Origin of the sequence: Brackiella oedipodis DSM 13743 (assembly GCF_000621025.1) — a bacterium.
Taxonomy (GTDB): Bacteria; Pseudomonadota; Gammaproteobacteria; order Burkholderiales; family Burkholderiaceae_B; genus Oligella; species Oligella oedipodis.
Window position 1 is genome coordinate 22486 of record NZ_KK211205.1, and the last position, 16905, is coordinate 39390.

A 16905-nucleotide genomic window follows, 5' to 3' on the forward strand; every position below is an offset into this window, starting at 1 on the left:
AAAGAGCTAGACACTTGGGTCCGCTCTTGATAGTATTTATATTATAAAAATATATATTAAAATAATTTAATATAAAATTAAGTTATATAAAAATAAAATTTACATCGTTTAGTTTTATGACGTCCCTTGTTAGTATGGAATGATATTTTTTTGTGCTTAACAAGGGTTTTAGTGTTATGAATGAGCGTGTCAACAACGCGCCAAATTCGCCGCAGTCAGTTAATGCTCAATCGCCCCAATCTGAGGAACTGCCAGATACGCAAGCTTCCGAGGCTGGGGTTTCTAGTCTTTGGCGCCCTGCATTATGGCAAGTGCCTAATACCGAGGCCCTGCAACATAGTGAAGAGTTGCAGCGCCTCAGTCGTACGCTCGAGCAGCGTTTAGTAAGTATTGCCGAGCGCTTCGAGACGGTCAAGTTAGCGAGTAGCCTAGCCGTAGAAGATATGGTGTTGACCGATTGCATCGCTAAACTCAAGCTTCCCATTCAGATTTTTACACTCAATACCGGTATGCTCAATGCCGAAACGGTCGCTTTAATTGAGCAGGTACATGCCCATTGGCAAATTCACTTGCAGCAATATACGCCAGATCCGGCCGCGGTTGAGCAATATATCCAGGCGCATGGCAAATATGCCTTTTATGAGTCAGTGGATTTGCGTCGCGAATGTTGTCGTATCCGTAAGATCGAGCCGCTCAATCGAGCCCTCCAACATGCCGATGCATGGTTGACGGGTCAACGTCGCGAGCAATCGGTAACACGCACTGAACTGGCCTTTGAAGAATTCGATAAGGGGCATCAAATCGCCAAATTTAATCCCTTGTTTGATTGGTCTGAAGCAGCGGTCTGGGCCTATGTGCAGACTCATGATCTACCTATTAATCATCTTTACTATCAAGGCTATCCAAGTATTGGCTGTGAGCCCTGTACGCGTCCAGTAAAGCTACACGAAGATATTCGGGCAGGCCGTTGGTGGTGGGAGAATCAAGACACAAAAGAATGCGGATTGCATCGATAAAACGGGACACTATGAATAAAAGCAATACTATTAATATCCAAGATCAACATTTAAACGCACTAGAAGCAGAGTCCATTTTTATTATTCGTGAAGTGATTGCTGAGTCTCAAAAACCCGCCTTATTATTTTCGGGGGGTAAGGACTCAGTGGTGTTGCTGGCCTTGGCGGTCAAAGCCTTCCAAATTCCGGGGCGCCAACTGCATCTACCGTTTACCTTAGTGCATGTCGATACGGGGCACAACTATCCCGAAGTGATTGAGTTTAGGGATCATATAGTGAGTAAGTATGGCGCCAATTTGGTGGTCGCCAAGGTTGAAGATTCCATCAAAAAAGGCACTGTTGTGTTGCGTCACGAGAATGCATCACGCAATGCGGCTCAAGCGGTGACCTTGCTTGAAGCCATCGAGGAACATGGTTTTGATGCGCTTATGGGAGGAGCCCGCCGTGACGAAGAAAAAGCGCGTGCCAAAGAGCGGATTTTCTCGTTCCGCGACGAATTCGGTCAGTGGGATCCTAAGAATCAACGGCCTGAGTTATGGAATCTCTACAACACCCGCTTACATGCGGGCGAAAACATGCGGGTTTTTCCAATTTCTAACTGGACAGAGTTGGACGTTTGGCAATATATCGCTCGCGAAAATTTAGAGTTGCCGGCGATTTATTATGCGCATGAGCGTGAGGTCGTCGAGCGCAATCATATGTTGGTGCCCGTCACCGAACTCACACCTCTCAAAGATGGCGAAACCGCCAAAGTCGCCTCCGTTCGCTTCCGTACTGTGGGTGATATTTCTTGTACGTGCCCCGTCCCGAGTGAAGCCAAAACGGTTCAACAAATCATTGCCGAAACAGCCCAGTCGACGATTTCTGAGCGCAGTGCGACGCGAATGGACGATAAGGCTTCAGAGTCCGCCATGGAAGATCGTAAACGTGCTGGCTATTTCTAATTTCGGTACAGCAGAGAGGCAAATTTAAACGGATAAGAACATGACACATAATTCTGTATTACGAGTGATCACCGCCGGTAGCGTGGATGACGGCAAGTCTACCCTGATTGGTCGCTTATTGTTTGACAGCCAAGGCTTAATGGCCGATCAATTACAATCACTGTATGAAGGCAAATACCGCCGTACGGCTCAAGGCGTGCCTGATTTTGCGCAACTCACCGATGGCCTGGCCGCTGAGCGTGAACAAGGCATTACTATTGATGTGGCGTATCGTTATTTTGCGACGCCTAAGCGCAAATTTATCTTGGCCGACACCCCAGGGCATGAACAATATACCCGTAATATGGTGACGGGGGCCTCGACAGCGGATGCCGCGATTATTTTGATCGATGCCACACGCTTGGATTTCTCGCAAACACCATTACAACTCTTACCACAGACTAAGCGTCATAGTGCCTTGGTGCATTTATTGGATACCCCGCATATTTTGGTAGCCGTTAACAAACTGGATTTGCTGGACTATAGCGAAGACAAATTTAAACAAATTGTTGATGCTTACGCCAAATTGGCGCAGCATTTAGGCATTAAAGACGTGACTTATGTCCCCATTTCTGCACTCAAGGGCGATAATATCGTCAATCCTAGCGATAATATGCCTTGGTACCATGGCGAGCCTTTATTGCCTTTATTAGAAAACTTGCCAGACAATTCAGAGGCGCATCATCTCCAATCTAAAGCGGCCGTTTTGCCCGTGCAATATGTCAGTCGCCTAGAAGGCAGTTCGACCGAGCATTTCCGTGGTTATCAAGGTTTATTAGCACAAGGTACTTTACAGGTCGGCGATGCCGTCCGTATAGAACCTAATGGCGCGACCACAACTATTAGCGCCATTTATGGCCCACAAGGCGAACAATCATCGGCTCAAAGTGGCGAGGTGATCACGGTCAGCCTGAGCGATGAGATTGATATTTCGCGGGGCGATACGATTCTTGCACAGAACAGCGACTTACAAAAACATAAATCGATCCAGGCTCAACTCTGTTGGATGGATGATCAGGCGCTGAATCCAGCACGTAAGTATCTTCTTAAGCACGCTCATAACACCGTGTTTGCCAAGATCAAAAGCATTGATTATGTGTGGGATATCAAGGAGTTAGCACAAAGGCAGGAGGTGACCAGTCTGCAGCTCAATGATATTGGTCAGGTCAATATCAGTCTGCAAAAACCCATTGTGGCCAGTCTTTATGCCGATAATAATAGCTTAGGTGCGTTTATTTTGATTGATGAGGCCACGAATAACACGGTAGCGGCGGGCTTAATTACTGCTCTTAACTAGGCGCCATGAAGGCATGGCGGTTCAAGGATAACTATGAACTTACCTTTTTCTGAAGATTTCCTACAACAAATACAAAATTTAAGTCCGACCGAAATGGCATGGCTCTCTGGTTATGCTTGGGCCTGTAGCCAACAAGGGCAGGCAAATATGGCCGTATCACAAACGAGCGCAGCGCCTACCGCTGGGGTCAGTCCGCAAGCCAGTGTAGAACGCCGCGTTACGGTGTTTTCGGCCTCGCAGACTGGTAATGCTCGTCGCTTAGCGGAGCAATTGGGGGCGCGCTTACAAGCGCAGGGTCTCAATTGCGAGGTCGTCTCAGCCTCTGATTTTAAGAGTAAGCAATTACCGCAGCTCGATATCGTGGCCTTTACTATCTCCACTCAGGGTGAAGGCGATCCACCCGAAGAAGCGATGCCTTTGTTCAAATTCCTCAAAGGCAAGAAAAAACCAGATCTTAGTGCACTCAATTATGCGGTGTTGGCGTTGGGCGATAGCAGCTATACCAATAGCTATTGTCAGGCCGGACGCGAACTCGATGAGTTATTGGCCGAGCTGGGGGCCACGCGTTTAATGCCACGCGTCGATTGCGATCTTGATTACCATGAGCCAGCTGAAGCATGGCAAGAAGCCGTCAGTAGCGAATTTAGCCAGTTATGCCAAGCCCAAAGTCATGCACAAGGCGGTACCGCTAGTTTTAGCTCACATGCCACGGTGCCTTCTGGGGCTTCATTGTATACGCGCGAATCTCCCTTTACTGCGACCTTATTAAACAAACAAAAGATCACCGCTGAGGGGGCTAACAAGGATATTCAACATCTAGAGTTTGACCTCGAAGGCTCGGATATTCACTATGAAGCGGGCGATGCCTTGGGCGTTTTCTACGAAAACTCATCAGCGCTAGTGGCCGAGTTACTCGCCGCTACGCAGGTTGATCCAGACGCCGACGTCAAATTACCTAATGGTGAAACCGTAAGCATAACCCAGGCCTTGGTGGCGCATGCCGATATCACGCTGAATTCGCCGATTTTTGTCAAAGACTATGCCGCCTTAAGTGCGGCCGCTCCTTTACAAGCGATGCTGCAGGATAAGGATTTGTTGGCTGATTATGTCGAAAATAATCCGCCGGCAAAAGTCGTCTTAGACTATCCGGTGGCCTTGAGTGCACAACAATTATTCGATGTGTTCCGACCGCTCACGCCGCGTTTATACTCCATTGCCTCTTCGCAACAAGAAGTCGGTGACGAGGTGCATGTGACCGTTGGGGTAGTGCGCTATGAACTTGACCGCAAGACCTATACGGGCGGGGCCTCAGGTTTTTTGGGTCAGTACCTAGAAGAAGACGGTCAAGTGCGCGTGTTTATCGAGGAAAACCGCAATTTTCGCTTACCGGATAATCCCGAGACGGACATTATTATGATAGGTGCGGGCACTGGTGTGGCGCCTTTTAGAGCCTTTATGCAGCAGCGCGCCGCCCAAGAAGCCAGTGGTAAGCATTGGCTATTCTTTGGTAACCAAAAATTCGTTGATGACTTTTTGTATCAACTTGAGTGGCAACAATACCGTAAAGATGGCTTGCTGCATAATTATGATTTTGCTTGGTCACGCGATGGCGCCGAAAAAGTCTATGTGCAGCACAAAATGGCGCAACGCAGCCAAGAAATCTGGCAGTGGTTACAACGAGGCGCGCATATTTATGTGTGCGGCGATGCCAAAAAAATGGCCAAAGACGTCGAGCAAACCCTATTGCAAATTATCGCCAAAGAAGGGGCGATGGACCTGGACGACGCCGACGATTATTTAAATACCTTGCGCGAGGATAAACGCTATCAACGCGATGTGTACTAAGAAAACGAAGAGGTTTCAATGAGTACAAGAGTGAATGACCCACGTACAAAATTAGATTTTAATAAGCCGCTCAATGACGATGAGCGCATGAAGGCCGAGAGTGATTATTTGCATGGCACGATTGCCGAGGATCTCAAAGATGGCCTGACCGGTGGTTTTAGGGGGGATAACTATAAATTGATCCGTTACCACGGCATGTACGAACAAGATGATCGTGATCTCCGTGCCGATAGAGTGGCCGCGAAACTGGAACCGCGTAAAACAGTGATGCTCCGTTGTCGCTTACCGGGCGGGATTCTAACCCCTGAGCAGTGGTTAACAATCGATAAATTCGCAGATGAGCATAGTTTCTATCAGAGTATACGCCTCACTAATCGACAAACTTTTCAGTATCATGGGGTCCTCAAAAAAGACATTAAACCCATGATGCAAATGTTGCATAGCATAGGTTTGGATTCTATTGCTAGCTCGGGTGACGTTAACCGCAATACGCTCTGTGCGACGAACCCGCGTTTGAGCCGCTTGCATGCCGAAGTGTATGACATCGCCTGTCGTGTCTCTAAACACTTATTGCCGAATCCCACCGCTTACGCAGATATTTGGCTCGATGGCGAAAAAGTGTTCCCAGAACCTCGCACTAAACCGCAAACCAAACAATTGGCCGAGGATAAGGAGCCCATCATGGGCAAAACTTATATGCCTCGCAAATTTAAAACCGCCTTTGTGATCCCGCCACAGAATGATGTCGACGTTCACGCCAATGATTTGAACTTTTTAGCGGTGCACGAAAACGGCAAATTGTTCGGCTTTAATGTCTTAGTCGGTGGCGGTCTGGCCTTTGATTTTGGCAACAAAGAAACCTTCCCCATTCTGGCGCATGACTTTGGCTTTATCCCGGTAGATTTGGTGTTTAAAGCCGCCGAAGCCGTCATGACGGTGCAGCGCGATTGGGGCAACCGTGCGCAGCGTAAATTGGCCAAAACTCGTTACACCATCTTGCGAGTGGGTGTCGATGTCTTCAAAGCAGAGGTCGAGAAACGCATGGAAAGCCAATTTGCACCGGTGCATCCGTATGAATTTACGCATCGCGGTGATGATATCGGCTGGACTCAAGGCGAAGACAAGCGTTGGCATCTAACCTTGTTTATTGAAAGTGGTCGCTTAATTGATAAGCAAGGGGGACCCGCGCTCAAGACGGGGATGCGCGAGATCGCCAAACTCAACAAAGGGGAATTTAGAATTACCCCGAATCAAAATCTGATTGTCTCCAATATTGAAGAAGCCGATAAGGCGCAAATCGAGAGTATTGCCAAAGCCCACGGTCTGATCGTCGACGAGCTCACTGAACAACGCAAAAACAGTATGTCTTGTGTGGCACTGCCTACCTGTCCTTTGGCCATGGCCGAGTCCGAGCGGGTCTTACCAAGCGTGGTCAGTGCTGTGGAGCAAATGTTAGCAGCCAATGGCTTGGCGCATGAGCATATTATTTTGCGTATCCAAGGCTGTAATAATGGCTGTGGGCGTGCGATGTTAGCCGAAATCGGCTTAGTGGGTAAGGCGATTGGCCGCTATAATTTACATGTTGGTGGTAACAAAAAAGGCACCCGTATCCCCAAAATGTTCAAAGAAAATATTCCTCTCGAGGAATGTTTGGCAATCATTGAAACTTGGATTAAGGCTTGGGCGCAGGAGCGCCAGGATCAAGAAGAATTTGGGGATTTTGCGATTCGCACCGGAATTATTGCCGAAATCAAAGATTCTGCCGTTGATTTTTGGGCGGCTTAGGGGCTCAGCACGAGCGCGAAGCTGCAATGATTAAGGAAGGACGGTTACCACGCTGATGCATGGCTTGCTTGTCATGTTAAGGAGAGGTAACTGCTTGAGGGGGGTAGGGCTGCCGCGATGCGGCAGCCCTTTTTTAGTGGCTAAAGGTATTTAACGATGTTTAGTAGCATTTAGCGTTGGCATTTGCTAATCAAGACATCCAGCCATTGCAGTGCCAATTGCAGATCTTCTTGGCTGATATTTAAGGCAGGCATAAAGCGCAATAAATTAGGTCGCGGAGCATTGAGTAGCAGCCCTTGTTCGGGGCGTTGACGCGCAGCATCTACCAAAGCGGGGCCAAAATCACCGCCCAATTTAAGTGCACGCAGTAGACCCAAGCCACGCTCGCCCTCTAAGCCATGTTTGTCGGCTAAGGCCAAGAGCCCATCTGATAATTGTTGGGCTCGGGTTTGCACAGTGCTCATAAATTCCGGTGCCGTCAGTGCATCAAACACAGCGACGCCGACGGCGCACATCAATGGATTGCCATTATAAGTTCCCCCTTGATCACCGTACTCAAAGCAGGAGACTGCTTCGGTGCTAAGCAGCGCGGCTAAGGGCACGCCGCCACCAATGCCTTTGCCTAGCGTCATGATATCGGGCGCGATATCGAATAATTGATGTGCAAATAAAGCACCACAACGGCCCATACCACTTTGAACCTCATCGACAATCAAGAGAATATTGTGGTCTTTCGTTAAGGCTCTAAGGCCTTGTATAAATTCGGGCGTTGCTGGGATCACACCGCCTTCTCCCTGCACGGGTTCGAGCATGACCGCTACGGTGTCGTCGTCAAGCAGCGCTTTGACAGAATCGAGATCATTAAACTCAGCTTTTGGGAAACCTTCGACTTGCGGTGCAAACTTGCGATCCCAACCTTCTTTGCCAGAGGCCGACATTGTCGCTAGGGTGCGACCATGGAAACTATGGTCAAAGGTGATGATTTTGTAGGCACCATGGCGGTGTTTTTGACCCCATTTACGTGCGAGTTTAATCGCCCCCTCATTGGCTTCAGCGCCACTATTGGCAAAGAAAACACGATCAAAACATGAGGCAGAGCATAGGCGCTGCGCCAAATCGAGCATCGCTTGATTAAAAAAAGCAGGTGAGGGATTGATTAAGCGTTGACCTTGTTCTGTCAGGGCTTGGCTGATTTGCGGTGGACAGTGGCCCAAACAATTAACAGCCCACCCTTGAATCATGTCGAGATAGGCGCGGCCTGTACTATCTTCGAGCCAAGAGCCCTTACCTTTGGTAAAAACAATGTCTGGACGGGGGGTTATCTCCATGAGTGCATCGCTGTGCGGTACGGTGTTTGTCATATGGAATCCTTATCGATAAAGCGCTTGCCCTTGTGAGGATGTCACTGAAGAGCATGTCGCTGTTTGCCTAAGCAAAACTAGGGTTGCTTGTTTTATGCTAAACCTGTTTGCAACACAATTGGTGTCAGTATGCAGTGGTTTAGTGACTAAAAATAATAGGCCAGTTATGAATTTTATCTAAACTTATACCATCTGCAATGGCGGCGTCCTATCAGCACATAAAATTAGCTTGGCGTTAAACCTAAGCCATTGCGTCAAATGCTAAGTCATAAAATAATACCTATGAACTCAAGTTATATCGGGCGCTTTGCGCCCAGTCCCAGCGGCCCCTTACATCGTGGCTCTCTGGTGGCTGCCCTGGCTTCTTATTTGGATGCCAAAGCTCACCATGGGCAGTGGCGCTTGCGGATTGAAGACATTGATATGCCGCGCGTCATCGCTGGTGCCGATACCGTTATTATGCAGCAGTTGCAACACCTCGGACTACATTGGCAAGGCCCTGTACTTTGGCAATCTAAGCGGATTGCTTATTACGATCGTTTATTTGCTCAGTTACAAGCACAGCAATTGATTTATGGTTGCGCCTGCACACGCAAAGAAATTTTTGCCGTCGCGCCACATCCTAAGACGCAGGCTCATGTTTACCCAGGCACCTGTCGACATGGAGTGCCTGCGGGTCGACAAGCCCGAGCGTGGCGCCTCAAAACCAAGGATCAAGTGATTGCTTGGCAAGATCGATGGTGCGGCCCGCAACAGCAAAATGTGTTGCAAGAAGTAGGGGATTTTATTGTTAAGCGCGCCGATGGCTTATATGCCTACCAGTTCGTGGTGGTCGCTGATGATATTGAGCAAGGCATTACACATATCGTACGCGGGCAGGACTTAAGCAGTTCTACTGCTAGACAAATGCTTTTGACCCACTACCTGCACGGTACTGTGCCTACATACTTACATGTGCCTTTAGTGCTGGATGACTATGGTCACAAACTATCCAAGCAAAACCACGCTCCAGCGCTCGATAGTCGTCAACCCTTGCTGGCCTTGCAGCAAGCCTGGCAAGACTTGGGTTTCTTATCGATTAGCGCTACTAGCGTCGATGATTTTTTGGGCTCAGCGACACGACAATGGGCGAATCGTTTTGGCATAGCGGCGTGAGACTTAGTCTTAATGGCTCAGACCATGCCATAGACTAATGAACGTCGCGAGTCCTAAAACAAGCCAGATGCAATGACGTTGCCAACCATAATGAGTGACAGGTGTCGCCGTCCGTTGTGGTTGGTGTGGTGTGCTCGTTGGCTGCGGCTGACTCAGCTGATGTAAGGTCAGCAAGCAGGCGAGACTGAGCGCATAACTTGTAGACACAGGAGCACTATGGAGCAAGCCTAGGTCGATATGATGATTGAGTAGCGCGATGATCAGTATCACTGCAAACAGCCCCGCGGCCTGTGCTTGCTGATAGCGGCTGCAGTACAGCCACAAACTCAGTGACATTAACAAAAATAGATCCGCAAACCAGGCCAGGCCTAGGGCTAGCCACAAAAAGACTTCTGCAATACGGTATATAGAAAATGGCCAATGGCGATTACGCTGCAAGACAATGATGGCGGGGAGCAGTGTCCAAAACCAACTATTAAATTGCCCCCAAACGGTAGCGATGTGCGCCAAGATAAGCGGATGGGTGGCCTGACTTGTGCCAATCGCTGCCGCGAGCCAGGTGCTCTGTTTGAATGTAGGCTCGCAGAGGCTGTATACTAAAAAGATGGCCACTAACGATGCTAAGCACTGTCGCACATAGACATACTGTGAGCAAGTGGGTCGGTAGAGCAGCCACAAAACCATCGCGCCTAATAATGGGCTCACAAAGACGCTAAGTAAGTTCACAAATTCGACATTCGTGAGGGCGTTTTTTAATAAAAACAACTCTAGGTGAGCACTGCAGAGCAACAAGCCCAAGCACAGCAGTAGGCCACGTACGCTCTGTTCTGGTGTCAGAGAGGCATTAAGCACTAATAAGCCCATAGTCACAAAAAACCAAAGATTAGCGGGTGCGAGCTGATGGCCATAATCCATATAGGGTAGAGAATTTAAGCCCAACGCCATGATACAACTTAGGCTTATGCACTGATACAAGTGACGTAGTTTTGTTTGTGGGTGGCGTTTTAAGAGCAATTGCCCAAAGCCAAAAAATAAAACGCATAAAACAATGTAAGGGATGGATAGACGAGCGCCAAAATTCTGAAAATGATTGGCTTGGCTTTGGAGCTGTAGCAAGATAAACAGTAGCAAGAGGCTCAAACCGAGAGTGGCAAGATTGCCATACACAGGGCGAAGGGCTTGAATTTTGTGGCAAAAATCCCTACATAGGGAACAGATGAAGTCTTTGGGAACTATCAAGACGCAAGGGATGATCAATAACACCCCGAAGCTTAAATTAAGTTCCCACGTCAGGCGCCCATAAAGTCTTTGATTAAGCATGAGCATAAAGATCATCGCCAAACACATGGCCAGATAATGCAAGCCCAAACAAAGCTGTTTTTGTTTCTGTGTCAGTCCTGACCTAAAATGAGCAAAGGCCATGGCGCAAGCGCTCAACCATGTGGCACTACTGATCCATAACACCAGCCCATAGCACGCAACGGCTCTGAGATTCGCACTGAGTCCCATGGGATTACGCCACACAAAGAGGGCGGCCAAAGGATAACACAGCGCTAAGGTCATCAGCCACTGCCCAAAATACACGGCTGGCGCAGGGCGCAGAATCATGGCTAGTGATGTGGGCGTTGGCTGCGTAGCCGCTAAAGGTGGGTCTGTTTTCATGTGAAGCCTGGGTGTCAGGGTGTCGTTGAGTACTTATAACCGTTTCGGTCGGGGGCGCTTTTGCGTGTGATTACGTAATTTATGCTACTCTTTTTTAGAAAAGTCTATTGTAAGTTAGGTAAGGTATAAGGCAAAATAGCGTCTTAACAATCTTCCCAAAACCCAAGATTATAACCTCACGCTTTCCTAAGCGTGATCTAAACAAAGGCTATCGTACAGCGCTCAACACCATGGATTTAGCATGCCTAGCGACGCATCGCTGAGCAGAGCGAGGGCGCCTTGCAAGGTATTTGCCTGAACGATTCACACGTATTGTCGCTTCAATTTTAAGCATTGTGATTGCAACCGTTATCTATAAATTATGTCAAAAACACTGATTATTGCCGAGAAACCTTCCGTTGCCCTCGATATCTCACGTGCCCTGGGTGGTTTTTCGCGTCAAGGTGATTATTTTGAAAGTGATGATTATGTCCTCTCATCGAGTGTCGGACACTTATTGACGCTAACCAATCCAGATGATGTGACGCGCGGAAAGTGGTCTTTTAATCATTTACCAGCCATTCCTAATAAGCAATTTGACCTTAAACCCACTGACAAAAAGGGTGAGGCGCGCCTCAAAATGTTGGTCAAATTGCTCAAGCGCAAAGATGTAGACTCGGTCATTAATGCCTGTGATGCGGGGCGTGAAGGTGAGTTAATCTTCCGCTACATCATGCAGTGGTCCAAGGTCAAAAAGCCCATCCAACGCTTGTGGTTGCAATCCATGACGCGTGATGCCATTCGCCAGGCCTTTGATCATTTGCGCGATGACGAGCAAATGAAACCCCTAGAAGCGGCGGCACGCTCTCGCGCTGAGGCAGACTGGTTGGTAGGCATTAATGGTACGCGTGCCATGACCGCCTTCAACAGCAAAGATGGCGGCTTTTTTAAGACGCCTATCGGACGTGTACAGACCCCGACCCTAGCGATTGTTTACGAACGTGAGCAACGCATTCGTAACTTTAAGTCACGTGACTACTGGGAAGTGCATGCGCAATTTGCTTGTGCGGCTGGATTCTATGAGGGGCGCTGGTTCGATCCCGAATTCAAAAAGGATCCGCAAGACACCGAGAAAAAAGAATTTCGCCTTTGGTCCGAAAATGCAGCCAAATCTGTGCAAATTGCGGTCGAGGGCCAAGCCGGCACAGTCACAGAAGAGTCCAAACCCTCAACACAAATGGCACCGCCTTTGTTTGATTTGACTTCTTTGCAGCGTGAGGCCAACAGTAAATTCGGCTTTAGTGCCAAAACCACTTTGGCCTTGGCTCAAGCCTTGTATGAGCGTCATAAAGTACTGACCTATCCGCGGACCGACTCCAAGCATCTGCCAGAAGACTACCTCACAGAGGTCCTCAAGACTCTCGATAATATTAGTCAAAGTAGCTCGCATCTGAATCAAGCTCACAAGACACATGCGACCAAAATCTTGGCAGAAAAATGGGTCAAACCCAACAAAAGAGTGTTTAATAACGCCAAAGTCTCAGATCACTTTGCCATCATTCCGACCTTACAAATGCCTAAGGAGTTGTCGGAAGCCGAATCTCGGATTTATGATTTGGTGGTTAAGCGTTTTATGGCGGTGTTTTTCCCGCCTGCCGAATATCGGGTAACCACTCGCATCACCTTGGTGCGAGGTCAGCATTTCAAAACCGATGGTAAAGTCTTGGTCAAACCGGGCTGGTTAGCCATTTACGGTCGGGAAGCAACCGACTCCAAAGCTTCTACCGCCGCGACTGCCAAGAGCAAAACGGCGACATTAGTGCCTGTACAGGCCAACGAAAAAGTACAAACTGAAGCTGTGCAAATCCTTCCGTTACAAACCAAGCCACCGGCTCGTTACACGGAGGCGACCTTATTGAGTGCCATGGAAAATGCCGGTAAGTTGGTCGATGACGATGAATTGCGCGATGCCATGAGTGAGCGCGGTTTAGGTACCCCAGCCACCCGCGCGACCATTATAGAGGGGCTGTTAAACGAGCATTATTTACGCCGCGAGGATCGTGAATTGTTACCTACCTCTAAGGCTCGCCAGCTCATGACCCTACTTAATGGCCTCAAGGTCAATGAATTGACGTCACCTGAGCTCACCGCTGATTGGGAACAAAAGCTCAAGCAAATGGAAGAGGGCAAATTAGATCGAGACTCTTTCATGCAAGAAATTGCGCGCAACACACAAATTATTGTCAAACGCGCCAAAGAATATGAGCACGACACCGTGCCCGGCGATTATGCCGTCCTCAAAACCCCTTGCCCTAAATGTGGCGGTGTGGTCAAAGAAAATTACCGCCGCTATGCCTGTAGTGACTGTGATTTTTCTATTACTAAGCATCCGGGCGGGCGCACCTTCGAATTACCGGAGGTTGAGGATTTACTCAAAGAGCATAGCTTAGGACCCTTAAATGGCTTTATTAGTAAAATGGGTCGGCCTTTTAGTGCCATCATTAAGTTAACGCCGCCTGATTACAAGCTGGAGTTCGATTTTGGTCAAGAAGAACAAGACCAAGATATTGATTTTTCGGCCCTAACACCGCTAGGTGATTGTCCAAAATGCCAGGGTAAGGTGTACGATACTGGCATGGCCTACCTATGTGATCATGCGGTAGGTGAGCAAAAAAGTTGTGACTTTCGCGTTGGCAAGGTGATTTTGCAACAAGAAGTCTCGCAAGAGCAGCTCCAAAAACTACTCAAAGAGCACAAGACAGATTTGCTCGAGGGCTTTGTGTCTAATCGTACCCATCGCAAGTTTAAAGCCTTCTTGGTGCTCGACAAAAAAGGTAAGGTCGGCTTTGAGTTCGAGGCAAAATCGGCTACCAAAGCGGCTACCAAAGCGGCTACTAAAGCGGCTACTAAAGCGGCCACCAAGAAAAACACCCAGAGTGCCACGAAAAGCACTCGTACTAAGAGCAGCACCAAAACCGCGACAAAAAGCGCCTCCAAAAGCGCTGCCAAAAGCACTAAAACGCGCAAAAGCAGCTCCAAAAAAACCAGTGAAGGTACGTCTTGATGCTGCACGTACCTCATGCGTCATGAATGTGAAAATTAGTGAGTCTTATGGATGACTTAATCAACAAATACAATGTACCCGGTCCTCGTTACACCAGTTATCCCACAGTGCCGTATTGGGATGAGGCTAGTTTTAGTCCGCAAGCTTATTTACAGACACTACAACGTAGTTTTAATGAGTCAAATGACCGTGAGGGCATCAGTTTATATATCCATTTACCTTACTGTGAAAGCCTCTGTACGTTTTGCGCCTGTAATAAGCGCATCACCAAAAAGCACAGTGTAGAAGGCAGTTACATCGATGCGGTCATACATGAATGGGATTTATATTTGCAGGTCTTGGGTCGCAAACCGCTGATTCGCGAGATCCATCTAGGTGGCGGTACCCCCACTTTTTTTGCGCCTGAACAACTGCGTCGCCTGCTCGAGCATATTTACGAGCATGCCTGTATTGCTGAACCTCATGCCTTCAGTTTTGAGGGCCACCCTAACAACACCACTTATGAACATATGCAAACCTTGTATGAGCTGGGGTTTAGACGGGTGAGTTTTGGCGTCCAAGACTACAATCCAAAAGTGCAAATAGCGATTCACCGAGTGCAACCTTTTGAGCATGTTCAGCGGGTCACCGAGCAAGCGCGTGAAATCGGCTATACCAGTGTCAATCACGACTTGGTGTTTGGCTTGCCTTTCCAGACGTGGGCTTCCATGCAAGATACCATTCGTCGCACTATCAGCCTCAAGCCGGATCGCCTCGCTTTTTATTCCTATGCTCACGTACCTTGGCTTAAAGGCGTAGGGCAACGAGGTTTTGATGAAAAAGACTTACCGACGGGCGAAGAAAAACGTGCCCTTTATGAAAAAGGCAAACAATTATTTTTGGATTTAGGTTATGTGGAAATCGGTATGGATCACTTTTCCTTACCTGAAGATGAGCTCTATCAATCCTTACTGAACCGCCATATCCATCGGAATTTTATGGGCTATAGCTCTTCGTCTACTCAAGTGATGATCGGCTTAGGCGTATCTTCTATTAGTGATACTTGGTATGGCTTTGGCCAAAATGAAAAAGTCATCGAAGATTACTATGCCAAGCTTGAAGCCAATCAATTGCCTTTGGTGCGTGGTCACCTCCTGACTGCAGAGGATTTAATCATTCGTCGTCATATTCTGAATTTAATGTGTCGTCTCGAAACTTCTTGGCAAGATCCCGCATTGCAATTTGCACAATTGCCGCAGGTCTTGAGTAGTTTACAAGAGATGCAGCAAGATGGCCTGATCAACATTACTGAGCATGCATTAAGTGTCACTGAAAAAGGTCGACCTTATGTACGTAATGTGTGTATGGCCTTTGATTTGCGCATGCTCCTTAAAAAACCTGAAACGCGTATTTTCTCTATGACGGTCTAAGTCCCACAGTCGTCCATTGTTATGAGCCTTATCCCCGAAATCAAACCTGAGCAATCGATAGAATTACTCAAAGAACTCCATATCTTGACGCGCGACGGCAAAATCAATCAAGATACGCGTCGCAAGCTCAAGCAGGTCTATCATCTTTATCAGTTTATCGAGACTCTCATGCTCGAGGTACTCCAGCAAAAAAAATAGTATCTCCGTCGTCGATCACGGTGCGGGTAAATCGTATTTGGGTTTTATTTTGTATGATTTATTGCTCAAAAAGTACGAGCGGGCTCATGTTTATGGCATAGAAAGTCGCGCGGATTTGGTGCAAAAATCGCAGGCGCTCGCGCAACGTCTGGGCTTTAGTCAGGGGATGACATTTTGTTCCATGACTGTCGAAGAAGCCAGGCAAGCCACACAGCTACCCAGCAAGGTCGATATGGTCACCGCCTTGCATGCCTGTAATACCGCCACCGATGATGCGATTCGTTTTGCACTCGAGCGTAAAGCACAGTATATTGTGTTAGTACCGTGCTGCCAGGCGGAGGTAGCCGCTGAGTTGCGTCGTCAAAAAGCGCAAAGCCTGCAAACAGGCGCCCTCGCCGAATTATGGCGTCATCCTATTCACACCCGCGAGTTTGGCAGCCACATTACCAATGTGTTACGGTGTTTGTTATTAGAGTCGCATGGCTATAAGGTCACAGTCACGGAGTTAGTCGGATGGGAGCACTCCATGAAAAATGAGCTCATTATTGCCCGCAAGGTCGCTGCCTATAAGCGCAGTGCACGTGAACGGCAATTGCAGCTGCTCCAAGATTGTCAATTACAAGCCCTAAGCCATCGTTTTGTTTATTAGATTTTTGTAGAGTGTCCATGAAACTTAGTTCTTACGCCTTTTGCACCGCTTTGCTCGCCACCGCGTGTTTTCATAGTGCGGTGGCAGCGCCTTCAGACAAAGCCGTGATAATCGATGAGATTGCGACTAGCTTTGCCTCTGTGACCCAAAAAACCGACAAAGACGCCTCCAAAACTCAAAGCGCTGCCAATATTGGCCGTTGCTTGGCCAGTCACACGCTAGATACCGTGCCGGATCAAGTTTTTGAGCAATATGATATCCACAAACAAGAGGACGCTAAGCACTTTGTCGAACCTATTGTGCAACACAAAGCAGCCATCAAAAAAGCTGTGATGCAAGACTGCTATGCAGATGCACAGACCTTCGTCAAGCTCCAAAACACCAAGTCCACCTCTAAGCAAGACGTTGAGCAGCTACTCGATAATCTTTTTGAGGGGTATTTTGCCTTCTACGAAGACAGTGCAGCTTTCTTGAAGGAGCAAGGCAAATAAGCGTTAGTCGA

General features: G+C 48.1%; 11 protein-coding genes and 1 pseudogene. 10 read left to right on the plus strand and 2 right to left on the minus strand.

Annotated features, from left to right (window positions below; genetic code table 11):
* The first annotated feature begins 176 nt into the window (after positions 1–176).
* Genes Q335_RS0103450 through cysI form a run of 5 tightly spaced genes read left to right on the plus strand, consistent with a single transcriptional unit; the run spans position 177 to position 6926 of the window.
* Positions 177–1016, plus strand: coding sequence for a phosphoadenylyl-sulfate reductase (locus tag Q335_RS0103450; protein ID WP_084493528.1), 840 nt, complete (start codon positions 177–179; stop codon positions 1014–1016).
* Positions 1017–1027: 11 nt separating this feature from the next.
* Positions 1028–1960: a sulfate adenylyltransferase subunit CysD gene (cysD, locus tag Q335_RS0103455; protein WP_028357439.1), complete on the plus strand. Its 933-nt coding sequence runs from the start codon at positions 1028–1030 to the stop codon at positions 1958–1960.
* A 40-nt stretch (positions 1961–2000) separates the two neighbouring features.
* Positions 2001–3296, plus strand: a complete 1296-nt coding sequence (locus tag Q335_RS0103460; RefSeq protein WP_028357440.1) for a sulfate adenylyltransferase subunit 1 — start codon at positions 2001–2003, stop codon at positions 3294–3296.
* Between the two features lie 33 nt (positions 3297–3329).
* Positions 3330–5141 carry an assimilatory sulfite reductase (NADPH) flavoprotein subunit gene (locus tag Q335_RS0103465; protein WP_028357441.1) on the plus strand — a complete coding sequence of 604 codons (1812 nt, stop codon included), beginning with the start codon at positions 3330–3332 and terminating at the stop codon, positions 5139–5141.
* An 18-nt stretch (positions 5142–5159) separates the two neighbouring features.
* Positions 5160–6926 (plus strand): assimilatory sulfite reductase (NADPH) hemoprotein subunit, encoded by a 1767-nt coding sequence (gene cysI, locus Q335_RS0103470; RefSeq protein WP_028357442.1) that lies wholly within the window; start codon positions 5160–5162, stop codon positions 6924–6926.
* 170 nt (positions 6927–7096) lie between these two features.
* Here cysI and Q335_RS0103475 read toward each other — a convergent pair whose 3' ends face one another.
* Entirely contained in the window at positions 7097–8287 is a 1191-nt protein-coding gene (locus Q335_RS0103475) for an acetylornithine transaminase (protein WP_028357443.1), read from the minus strand.
* Between the two features lie 282 nt (positions 8288–8569).
* Between Q335_RS0103475 and gluQRS the strand changes: the two genes are divergently transcribed.
* A complete protein-coding gene (gene gluQRS / locus Q335_RS0103480) occupies positions 8570–9442 on the plus strand; it encodes a tRNA glutamyl-Q(34) synthetase GluQRS (protein ID WP_245588272.1) in 873 nt (290 codons plus the stop codon).
* 9 nt (positions 9443–9451) lie between these two features.
* Here the strand turns inward: gluQRS and Q335_RS0103485 are convergent, their stop codons facing one another.
* Complete coding sequence (locus Q335_RS0103485) at positions 9452–11104, minus strand: hypothetical protein (protein ID WP_028357445.1); 1653 nt, start codon at positions 11102–11104, stop codon at positions 9452–9454.
* Between the two features lie 361 nt (positions 11105–11465).
* On the opposite strand from Q335_RS0103485, the gene Q335_RS0103490 reads away from it, so the two are divergent.
* The 4 genes and pseudogenes from Q335_RS0103490 (at position 11466) to Q335_RS0103505 (ending at position 16894) form a co-directional block, all read left to right on the plus strand.
* Complete coding sequence (locus Q335_RS0103490; protein ID WP_028357446.1) at positions 11466–14147, plus strand: DNA topoisomerase III; 2682 nt, start codon at positions 11466–11468, stop codon at positions 14145–14147.
* 47 nt (positions 14148–14194) lie between these two features.
* Positions 14195–15556: an oxygen-independent coproporphyrinogen III oxidase gene (gene hemN, locus Q335_RS0103495; protein WP_028357447.1), complete on the plus strand. Its 1362-nt coding sequence runs from the start codon at positions 14195–14197 to the stop codon at positions 15554–15556.
* Positions 15557–15577: 21 nt separating this feature from the next.
* Positions 15578–16403, plus strand: a pseudogene (locus tag Q335_RS09100) (class I SAM-dependent methyltransferase).
* 17 nt (positions 16404–16420) lie between these two features.
* Positions 16421–16894 (plus strand): hypothetical protein, encoded by a 474-nt coding sequence (locus Q335_RS0103505; protein ID WP_028357448.1) that lies wholly within the window; start codon positions 16421–16423, stop codon positions 16892–16894.
* Positions 16895–16905: the final 11 nt, after the last annotated feature.